This is a genomic window from bacterium, assembly GCA_030654305.1.
In the GTDB taxonomy this organism is placed as follows: domain Bacteria; phylum Krumholzibacteriota; class Krumholzibacteriia; order LZORAL124-64-63; family LZORAL124-64-63; genus PNOJ01.
On the sequence record JAURXS010000346.1, the window covers coordinates 1 to 9,247 of the forward strand.

The 9,247-nt window shown below is 69.8% G+C and carries 10 protein-coding genes; 6 read left to right on the plus strand and 4 right to left on the minus strand.

Going from position 1 to position 9,247, the window contains the following annotated elements:
- Both Q7W29_09930 and Q7W29_09935 read left to right on the plus strand, forming a co-directional pair.
- Nucleotides 1-603: MBL fold metallo-hydrolase (locus Q7W29_09930; GenBank protein MDO9172138.1), on the plus strand; the 603-nt coding region annotated here is incomplete at its 5' end.
- Nucleotides 604-638: 35 nt separating this feature from the next.
- Nucleotides 639-2,069 (plus strand): MFS transporter, encoded by a 1,431-nt coding sequence (locus Q7W29_09935; GenBank protein MDO9172139.1) that lies wholly within the window; start codon nucleotides 639-641, stop codon nucleotides 2,067-2,069.
- Here Q7W29_09935 and Q7W29_09940 read toward each other — a convergent pair.
- Nucleotides 2,037-2,279 carry a flagellar hook protein FlgE gene (locus tag Q7W29_09940; GenBank protein ID MDO9172140.1) on the minus strand — a complete coding sequence of 81 codons (243 nt, stop codon included), beginning with the start codon at nucleotides 2,277-2,279 and terminating at the stop codon, nucleotides 2,037-2,039. The two genes, Q7W29_09935 and Q7W29_09940, sit on opposite strands and share 33 nt — an antisense overlap.
- Before the next feature lie 136 nt (nucleotides 2,280-2,415).
- Nucleotides 2,416-5,556 (minus strand): FG-GAP-like repeat-containing protein, encoded by a 3,141-nt coding sequence (locus Q7W29_09945; protein MDO9172141.1) that lies wholly within the window; start codon nucleotides 5,554-5,556, stop codon nucleotides 2,416-2,418.
- Between the two features lie 138 nt (nucleotides 5,557-5,694).
- On the opposite strand from Q7W29_09945, the gene Q7W29_09950 reads away from it, so the two are divergent.
- Genes Q7W29_09950 through Q7W29_09965 form a run of 4 tightly spaced genes read left to right on the plus strand, consistent with a single transcriptional unit; the run spans nucleotide 5,695 to nucleotide 8,784 of the window.
- Nucleotides 5,695-6,483 (plus strand): ABC transporter permease, encoded by a 789-nt coding sequence (locus Q7W29_09950; GenBank protein MDO9172142.1) that lies wholly within the window; start codon nucleotides 5,695-5,697, stop codon nucleotides 6,481-6,483.
- A gap of 4 nt (nucleotides 6,484-6,487) precedes the next feature.
- A complete protein-coding gene (locus Q7W29_09955) occupies nucleotides 6,488-7,300 on the plus strand; it encodes an ABC transporter ATP-binding protein (GenBank protein ID MDO9172143.1) in 813 nt (270 codons plus the stop codon).
- Between the two features lie 38 nt (nucleotides 7,301-7,338).
- Nucleotides 7,339-8,238 carry an MlaD family protein gene (locus Q7W29_09960; protein ID MDO9172144.1) on the plus strand — a complete coding sequence of 300 codons (900 nt, stop codon included), beginning with the start codon at nucleotides 7,339-7,341 and terminating at the stop codon, nucleotides 8,236-8,238.
- A 36-nt stretch (nucleotides 8,239-8,274) separates the two neighbouring features.
- Nucleotides 8,275-8,784 (plus strand): ferritin family protein, encoded by a 510-nt coding sequence (locus Q7W29_09965; protein ID MDO9172145.1) that lies wholly within the window; start codon nucleotides 8,275-8,277, stop codon nucleotides 8,782-8,784.
- A 79-nt stretch (nucleotides 8,785-8,863) separates the two neighbouring features.
- On the opposite strand, the gene Q7W29_09970 is transcribed toward Q7W29_09965, so the two are convergent.
- Nucleotides 8,864-9,040: a hypothetical protein gene (locus Q7W29_09970; protein ID MDO9172146.1), complete on the minus strand. Its 177-nt coding sequence runs from the start codon at nucleotides 9,038-9,040 to the stop codon at nucleotides 8,864-8,866.
- Nucleotides 9,037-9,247, minus strand: a 211-nt coding sequence (locus Q7W29_09975) for a cyclic nucleotide-binding protein (GenBank protein MDO9172147.1), incomplete at its 5' end; no start/stop codon positions are given. The genes Q7W29_09970 and Q7W29_09975, both read right to left, overlap by 4 nt.

Here is a 9,247-nt window from a genome sequence, read left to right on the forward strand (position 1 = left end):
TCGCTGCAGGTGCTGCGCGACCTGGCGCCGCTCTTCGGGCGACCGCTGCCGCTGCCGGCCGACCGCATCGACCCGCCGTCGTCGCTGGAGCCGCTGGGCATCCGCACCTTCCACACGCCGGGACACGCCGCCCATCACCAGAGCTACCTCGACGACGGCACGCTCTTCGTGGGCGAGGCCGCGGGCATGACCTGCCCGACTCGCGGCGGCGCGCCGTACCTGCGGCCGGCCACGCCGCCGCGCTTCCACCTCCCGACGGCGCTGCGGTCGCTCGATCTGCTGCTCGCGCTCGATCCGGCGCCGGCGCGCCTGGCCTGGGGCCACCACGGCCTGTGCGAAGAGCCCGGCCGCTTCCTGGCGGCGGCGCGCGGCCAGTTGCTGCTGTGGACTGCAACACTCGACGAGGTGCGCGCAACGCACGGTCCGGCTTGGTCGCCGGACCTGCAGGCCGAAGCGCGGCTCCGCCTGGCCGATGCCGACCCGTGGTTCGCGACCTTCGCGGATCTCGAGGACGACCTGCAGGCGCGCGAGGCCGACTTCCTGCGCAACACGATCGAGGGCATGCTCGGCTACCTGGACAATGCCGGCAAGACGGCTCCCTGACACCGGCGAGGCGGCGCGATCGCGGAAGGGGCGACATGGGGATGCTCGATTCGCCGGTCAAGCGGGCGGCGCTGCTCGTCTTCACCGTCTCCTCGTTCCTCACGCCCTTCATGGCATCGGCGATCGGGGTGGCGCTGCCGGAGATCGGCCGGGAGTTCGCGATCGACGCCGTGTACCTGAGCTGGATGATGACGGCGTTCCTGCTGTCCGCGGCCGTCTTCCTCGTCCCGCTCGGCCGGTTGGCCGACATCCACGGTCGCAAGCGGGTCTTCGTCCTCGGCATCGCTGTCTTCTCCGTCTTCTCGCTCTGGTGCGGCGCCGCCGGTTCCGCGGCGATGCTGGTCGTCGGCCGGGCCCTGCAGGGGGTCGGCAGCGCCATGATCTTCGGCACCGGCATCGCCATCCTCACCTCCGTCTTCCCGGACCGCGAGCGCGGCCGGGTGCTCGGGATCACCGTGGCCGCGGTCTACGCGGGCCTTGCGGCCGGCCCCTTCCTGGGCGGGATCCTCGTGCAGCACCTCGGCTGGCGCAGCGTCTTCTACGTCAACGTCCCGGCGGGAGGCCTCATCATCCTCGTCGTGCTGCGGGGATTGAAGGGGGAATGGGCCGAGTCCAGGGGGGAGCGTTTCGACTTGCCCGGCGCGGTCCTCTACGGCGCAGCGCTGGTCGCGATCATGCTGGGCTTCTCCGAGCTGACGAACGGGCGCGGCGTCTGGCTGCTCGCCGCGGGGGGCGCGAGCCTGGTCCTGTTCGTGCGCCGGGAACTGCGCACGGCCAGCCCGGTCTTCGACCTGCGGCTCTTCCGCGGCAACTCCGCCTTCACGCTCTCCAACCTGGCGGCCCTGATCAACTACGCCGCGACCTATGCGGTCTCCTTCCTGCTGAGCATGTTCCTGCAGTACACCCGGGGCTACGGCGCCGAAGGCGCCGGCGTCGTCCTGGTCGCGCAGCCGGTCGTGATGGTGCTGACGTCGCTGTACGCCGGGAGGTTGTCGGACCGGGTGGAGCCCCGGATCGTCGCCTCGGTCGGGATGGGGCTGGTGACGGTCGGACTCGCGCTGCTCGCCGGCCTGGGCCGGGACACGGGCATTCCCTACCTGATCGCGAGCCTGGTGATCCTGGGTCTGGGATTCGGCCTTTTCTCGTCGCCCAACATGAACGCCGTGCTGGGGTCCGTCGAGCGCCGGCACTACGGCGTCGCTTCGGGCACGGTCGGCACCATGCGCCTGCTCGGGCAGATGTTCTCGATGGGGATCGTGACCCTGATCCTCGCGGTGCACGTCGGGCGCGTCCCGATCACGCCCGCCAACCACGACCAGTTCATCGCGGGCCTGAAAACGGCGTTCCTCGTCTTCGCGGCGCTCTGCGGCGCCGGGATCTTCGCCTCGCTGGCCCGGGGGAGGATGCGGCCCGCGGCGGGCGCTCCCCAGTCCTCAAGCGAGCTCGTCGAGCAGCAGTCCCGTTAGGCGGTCCGCGGTGCGCAGCACCGCGGCGTTGGTCTCGAAGGCGCGCAGGGCCTGCTGGGCCTCGATGACGTCGCGCACCAGGTCCTGCGGCGCGGGTCCCCGGGCGGCGTCGGTGGACCGCCAGCGCGCCACGCGCTCGGCGACGCCGGCCAGCCGGTCCTGCTGGGCCATCATGGCGGACATGGCGTTGGCGACGGCCTGGATGCTCAAGACGGAACCTCCCGCCTACGCCATCGGCAGCCCGGGCTGAAACTTGAGCGGTTTTCTGCCGACCCTCCAACTCGTTGCCCCACAAGAAGAAGGCCCCGCCGTCCGTGACGGCGGGGCCTTGCCGCAGGGCGGTGAACTACTTCACGAGCATGAGCTTCAGGGTCTGGTCGACGCCTGGGGCGGTCAGCCGCACGAAGTAGAGCCCGGCGCCGACCCGCTCGCCGCGCCCGTCGCGGCCGTCCCAGACGACGTCGTGGCGGCCCGTCGTTGCGACGCCGGCGTGCAAGCGCCGCAACAATCGGCCGCCTGCGTCGTAGATGCCGAGTTCCACCCTCCCGTCGCAAGGCACATCGTACTGGATCGTCGTGGACGGGTTGAACGGATTGGGGATGGCGCGATGGATCGTGTATCGGTCGGGAATCCCGTCGTCACGCACGGCCGTCACCGTGTTGTCCAGGACGCCGACGACCTGATTGGCGGCTATCGGTAGCAGCAGCCGCTGGACGTTGCCGTTCGGCCAGTCCACGCGCAGCGAGTCGACCCCGGCGTCGCCGCCCAGGCCGAACTCGACCAGCAGGTCGCCCTGGCCGGGGCCGGCCGTCATGTCCGACACTTCCCGCATCTGCATCCCGAGCACAGGGGACCAGACCGTCACGCGCGCGCCGACGGCCGACGCGTTGTTGCTCGTGCCCTCCAGCTTCACGTGCAGCCAAGCATTCCCGTTGTTGATGTCGTTGCGGAAGAGCGCGTTCGCCGCCCCGTAGTTGCCGAGGTAGAGGTCGAGGTCGCCGTCGCGGTCATAGTCGGCGAAGGCGGCCGCGTGGCCGTTGCCCCCGGCGTAGAGCGGGTTGGCGGTGTCGTCGGTGAAGACGCCTCCGCCGTCGTTGCGCAGCAGGCGGTTGATGCCGCTGCCGATCGTGCCCGTGCTGTAGTTGACGACGTAGAGGTCGAGGTCGCCGTCGTTGTCGTAGTCGCCCCAGCAGGCGCCCATGCCGCCGCCGGTGTCGGCGAGCGGGCCGGCGGTGACGTCGGTGAAGTTGCCGCCGCCGTCGTTGCGCAGCAGGCGGTTGGGCAGCGACACGGGTTTCACCAGGTAGAGGTCGAGGTCGCCGTCGTTGTCGTAGTCGCCCCAGCAGGCGCCGGTCGAGGGGCCGTTGTCCTGCAGGGGGGGCATCGCCGCGTCGACGAAGGTGCCGGCGTCGTTGCGCAGCATCCGGCTGGGCTGCCCGGAGGTCGTCTTGGTCAGGTAGAGGTCCTGGTCGCCGTCGCCGTCGTAGTCGGCCCAGGCGCCGTCGCGGGAGTCGTCGATGTCCTCGAGCATCGGATCCGAGATCTGGGTGAAGCCGCCGGGACCCGGCAGGCCGTTCAGGTTGCGGAACAGCCGGTCGGGCAGGCCGTTGACCGTCGTGACGTGGAGGTCGAGCCAGCCGTCGTTGTCGTAGTCGACCCAGCTCACGCCGGCGGCGTCGGCCGCATCGCTCTCGGGCATGGCGAAGGCGTCGAAGAAGGACAGCAGGTCGTTGCGCAGGAGCCTGTTCGGCAGGGAGTAGTTGCCGACGTAGAGGTCGGGGTCGCCGTCGTTGTCGTGGTCGCCCCAGGCGGCCGCGCCTCCCGCCGCCTGGTTGGCCTCGGGCATGACGGTGGCGTCCAGGAAGAACCCGCCGCCGAGATTTTCCAGGTAGTGGCAGAGGCTCTGGAAGTTCACGATGTAGAGGTCGGGGTCGCCGTCGTTGTCGCGGTCGCCCCAGGCGACCGAGTTCGTCAGGCCGGTGTCGCCGAGGGGACCCGACGTCGCGTTCACCCACTGCGCGGTCGGCGTCAGCGCGGCGATGGCCGCCGCCAGGTTCGGGCGCGGACCGATGGGCTTGGTCGCGACCGAATCCTGGGGGGTGCCGGTGGCCTTCAGGGTCGAGCGCATCAGCGCGGGCGGGATCGGCGTCGTCTGACCGCTGCCCGCCCACCAGCCCTGTAGGCACGCCACGGCCCCGGCCACGATGGGCGAGGCGCTCGAGGTGCCGCTGAACAGCTTCGTGTAGTGCAGGTTCAGGCCCTCGGCGCTGTAGAGGTCGAAGTTGTGGCCGGTGGTGGTCACGTTCTCGCCCCAGCCCTGCACATCGAAGCGGGGGCCGTAGCTGGAGAAGCCCATCCGCACGCGGTCGCCGTGGGCGGTGGTGCCCGTGCCGCCGGCGCCGACGATGATCGCGCCCGAGTCGCCCCACCAGTTCAGGGCGCCGGTGTCGATGTTGCCGTTGCCGCCGGCCTCGATCACGTGGATGCCGTTGGCCACGGCCGTCTGGATCGCGGCGTAGACGACGTTGAAGCTCTGGCTCTGGTAGGGGAAGGCCGTGGTGGAGCCCCACCACTCGATCGGCACGAACTGGAGCAGGTTCGCACCGCTGTAGTCCCACTGCTGCTCGAGCAGGATGACGTCCCCGGGCTGCAGGGCGGCGGTCGCCGCGGTGATGGCGCCGGCGACGTTCCACTGCGGGACGAGGCCGTAGTACGTGCCGCAGGTCAGCAGGGAGGCGCCGGGGCAGACGCCGGTGGTGCCCCAACCGTTGGCGTCGCTGACCAGTTCGCCGATCACGGCGGTGCCGTGCCTCTGGCTGGGGTAGGGCTGCGCGGCGTGGGGGTCGACGGCGTTGGCGATGATCTGCGAGCCGACGGCCTTGGTCACGTCCAGGTGGTTGTAGTTCCAGTCGTACTCGACGTCGCAGACCGTCACGCCCGCACCGTTGCCGCCGGTGTAGGCCCAGGCGGCGTAGGCGTCGATGCCGGCCGACGGCAACGACGAGGCGGGATTCAGGTAACCCTGCAGGAACGTGTAGGGCGGCGGCAGCGGCAGTTCCTGCGGCAGGGGCACGGGCTGCGCCAGATGGATGCCCGGCAGGGCCTCGAGATCGGCGGCGATCAGCCAGAGATCGGGCGGCGGCGCCAGGAAGCGCAGGGTGTAGGCGTTGTTCAGGTTGTAGAGGTCCAGGCCCGAGGCGAGCTCGCCCTCGATCTCGAGCTGGTCCAGGTCGGGCTCGGGGACGGGGGACAGGCGCTCCCACTCGTGGGGGCGCATGAACAGGCGCTCCTCCACGCCGGCGGTCGCGTTCAGGCCGCTGTGGTCGACGAGCACGCCGCCGACCAGGCGCACGGCGCTCTCCTGGATGAACATGATCTCGATGAGATCGGGCGCCGCTGGATAGCGCTCCTGGGCGGCGGCGGCGGATGCGGACAGCAGGCACAAGAACGGCAGGAGCAAGCACGGCGGAACGGATCGGTTCGACATGTCGTCCCCCCTCCGATTCGGGTCCCCCCTCGACCCCGGAATCCTATCACAAAGGAAAACTCACATTCATGATCAATTGACGGCCGGGAGCGGCCCCGGGTGGACACCCGGCCGAAGTCCGTTTATATTCGGGCCGTTATGACATCCATCCTCTTCGGAATCGGCGACAGGACCCTGGCCGCCCTGGCCAACGCGGGCCGCGGCAGCCTGCTGCTGCTGGACATCCTGAAGCAGCTGCCCCAGATCCCCCGGATGCGCCGGCAGGTGCTCGAACAGATGCACATCGTGGCGGTGGGGTCGCTCCCGCTGGTCCTGACGACGTCGATCTTCGTGGGCGCGGTGACGGCGGTGCAGGCCGTCTACCAGATGCAGGCCTACGTCCCGATGAAGTTCCTCGGTACGGTCATCTCCAAGTCCGTCTTCATCGAGCTGGGGCCGGTGCTGGTGGCCCTGGTCGTCGGCGGGCGGCTGTGCGCCAACTACGCCGCCGAGCTGGGCACCATGAAGGTGACCGAGCAGCTCGACGCGCTGGAGATGCTGGCCATCGACCCGATGCGCTACCTGGCGATGCCGCGCTTCGTGGCGACGTTCCTGATGCTGCCGGTGATCACCGTCTTCGCCGACGCCATCGCCATCGTCAGCGGCTACTTCGTCTCGGTCGCGACCATGGACGTGACCATCAGCACCTTCAAGGAAGGCCTGCTGATGTACTTCGACCTGACCGACCTGTTCAGCGGGCTGCTGAAGTCCTTCTTCTTCGGCGCGATCATCGCCCTGTCCGGCCTCTACTTCGGCCTGAACACCCGCGGGGGCGCCGAGGGCGTGGGCAACGCGACGATGATGGCCGTGGTCGGCAGCTGCCTGAGCGTGCTGGTGGCGGACTACCTCCTGGCCACCTTCCTGTTCCAGATCGTCTTCGGGAAGTGACGCGATGACCAGCCCCGCGAACCTGCCCGCCCCGCCCGACTTCCGCGTCGCGGATCCCGCCGCGCGCCAGGGGATCACCCTGCAGGGCGTGACCAAGACCTTCCAGGGCCGCAAGGTGCTCGACGGGCTGGACTTCTCGATCGCGCGCGGCGAGACGGTGGTGATCATCGGGCGCAGCGGCGAGGGCAAGTCCGTGCTGCTGAAGCACATCGTGCGGTTGCTGGAGCCGGACGCCGGCGCGATCTGGGTCGACGGCGCCGAGATCACCGCCCTGCCCCGCGACGGGCTGTTCGAGCTGCGCAAGCGCTTCGGCATGCTGTTCCAGGGCGCCGCGCTGTTCGATTCGATGACCATCTGCGAGAACGTCGGGCTGGGCCTGTCCGAGCACTCGGGCCTGCCGCCGCAGGAGATCCGCGAGCGCGCCTGCCGCTGCCTGGCGATGGTCGGGCTCGCCCAGGTCGAGGACAAGCTGCCGTCGGAGCTGTCCGGCGGCATGAAGAAGCGCGCCGGGCTGGCGCGCGCCATCGCCATGGAGCCCGACTACATCCTGTACGACGAGCCGACCACCGGCCTGGACCCGATCACCGGCGACGCCATCAACGACCTGATCCTGAAGCTCCAGCAGGAGCTGCACGTGACCTCGATCGTGGTGACGCACGACATGGCCAGCGCGTTCAAGATCGCCGACCGCGTCGCCATGCTCAACCGCGGCCGCATCATCTACGCCGGTTCGGTCGACGAGATCCGCAACACGGACCACCCGATGGTCCGGCAGTTCATCGAAGGCAGCGCGCAGGGGCCGCTGGGCTTGTTCTAGATTCCTGGTCCAGCGCCGCCGCGGCGCGGGAGGTGCCCATGGGGACGACGGGTAGGAAACGCGAGATCCAGGTCGGCGTGACGGTGATCGTCTCGCTGGTGGTGCTGATCTGGGGCATGCTCTGGTTCAAGCAGGTGCGTTTCGCCGGCGGCGTCGAACACTACGCCGTGGATTTCACCGCGGTGGGCGGCCTGCAGTCCCACGACCGCGTCCAGGTGCGCGGCATCAGGCTGGGCGCGGTCGAGGACTTCGCGATGATCGGCGACAAGGTCCGCGTCGACTTCTACGTGGAGCCCGACGCCGGGCTCACCCAGGACTCCCGCATCACGCTGACCAGCATGGGCATCGTCGGCGAGATGCTGATCGAGATCACGCCGGGCACCGGCCCCGCGGCGCCCGGGGGCCACGTCTTCCGGGGCGAGGTGCTCAAGGACATGGGCGCCATGATGAACGAGGGGGCCGCCACCTTGGAGGAGGCGCGGACGCTGACCCGCGAGCTGACCGCCTTCATGCAGGAGGTGCGCGAGGGCGACCGCATCGGCGCGATCATGGACGACACCCGGATCACCATGGCCTCCCTGCGCTCCACGAACGAGGAGCTGACGCCCGAGGTGAAGCACCTGGTCGCGGACCTGCGGGCCACCACCGCGGCGGTGCGCACGGCCGTCGCCGGCCCCGACAGCCTGCTCGCGGGGACCATGCGGGGCGCCGGCGCGACGCTGGCGCGCGTGGACTCGCTGACCATCCTGCTGACCCGGACCACCACCTCGCTGGCGGCGCTCGTGGAACGGCTGGAGTCCGGCGAGGGCACGGCGGGACGCATGCTGAAGGATGATTCCTTGTACGCGCAGGCGGAATCGACCATCGTTGCCGTGCAGGACCTGATCGCCGACGTCAAGGCGAGGCCCAAGCGGTACTTCCACGTCAGCCTGTTCTAGCCCCAGCCGGACCCCGGCGGAGACCGAGGAGGAGTCATGGACCCCAGACAGCAGCGGATGATCGAGGCCGTCAAGAACGCCATCATGACCGAGATCAAGGGGCAGCAGCTCTACTCCCACGCCGCCGCCACGACGCAGGACCCTTCCGCGAAGGCGATGTTCACCGCGCTGGCCCGTGACGAGGACGAGCACGTGGCGCTGCTGCAGGCGCAGCACAAGAGCCTGGTCGAGGCGGGCCGCATCGACCTGTCGCAGGTCCACCCCGCCGAGCTGGACCACGGCGCCGGCCACGTCATCGACGACTCCTTCCGCAAGTCGATCAAGCGCGGCACCTTCGAGATGGCCGTGATCGGCATCGGCTGCGACCTCGAGAACAAGGCCATCAACTACTACCGCGACCAGGCCGCCAAGACCGACGATCCCGGCCTCAAGCAGCTGTTCACCTGGCTGGGGGAGTGGGAGGTCGGGCACCTCGCGCAGCTGGTCGAGCTGGAGAAGATGATGCAGGACGAGTACTGGGCGGACCAGGGGTTCGCGCCGATGTAGGCCGGATCGTCCTACGGCGATGTGAACGACGGAGGGCCGCCCGGGGGGCGGCCCTCGTGCATTCCGGAGACCCGGCGGGTCACCAGGTCATGGCCACGCCGGCCTGCCAGCACGCGATGTCGCCGCCCGGCGTGGAGTGTCCCAGGTCCATTGAAACCGGCTCGTACGCGTTGACGTCGTGGCGGGCGACTTCCAGCGCGGTCCAGACGCGGGGCGACAGTTCCGCTCGCCATCGCCCCGCGACGCCACGCTTCACGATCCCTCCTTGCGGCGCCGGGCGCGGACGAGCCCCCACACGCTCAGCACCAGCCACGCCGACTCGATGGCGGCGCTCGACAGGTTGAAGTCGTAGACCAGCGAGACCAGGATCAGGCCGGAGCCGACGGCATTGGCCAGCGAGTAGCGCGGGTCCTCCTGGCGCAGGCGCCCGGACTGCAGCAGCGCGTAGGCGGCGAGCGTGAGC

Bases quoted from the DNA above. Each gene is read 5' to 3' on its own strand.
- Q7W29_09945 (MDO9172141.1), bottom strand. From the start codon at position 5,556: ATGTCGAACCGATCCGTTCCGCCGTGCTTGCTCCTGCCGTTCTTGTGC.
- Q7W29_09960 (MDO9172144.1), top strand. From the start codon at position 7,339: ATGGGGACGACGGGTAGGAAACGCGAGATCCAGGTCGGCGTGACGGTG.
- Q7W29_09965 (MDO9172145.1), top strand. From the start codon at position 8,275: ATGGACCCCAGACAGCAGCGGATGATCGAGGCCGTCAAGAACGCCATC.
- Q7W29_09955 (MDO9172143.1), top strand. From the start codon at position 6,488: ATGACCAGCCCCGCGAACCTGCCCGCCCCGCCCGACTTCCGCGTCGCG.
- Q7W29_09950 (MDO9172142.1), top strand. From the start codon at position 5,695: ATGACATCCATCCTCTTCGGAATCGGCGACAGGACCCTGGCCGCCCTG.
- Q7W29_09935 (MDO9172139.1), top strand. From the start codon at position 639: ATGGGGATGCTCGATTCGCCGGTCAAGCGGGCGGCGCTGCTCGTCTTC.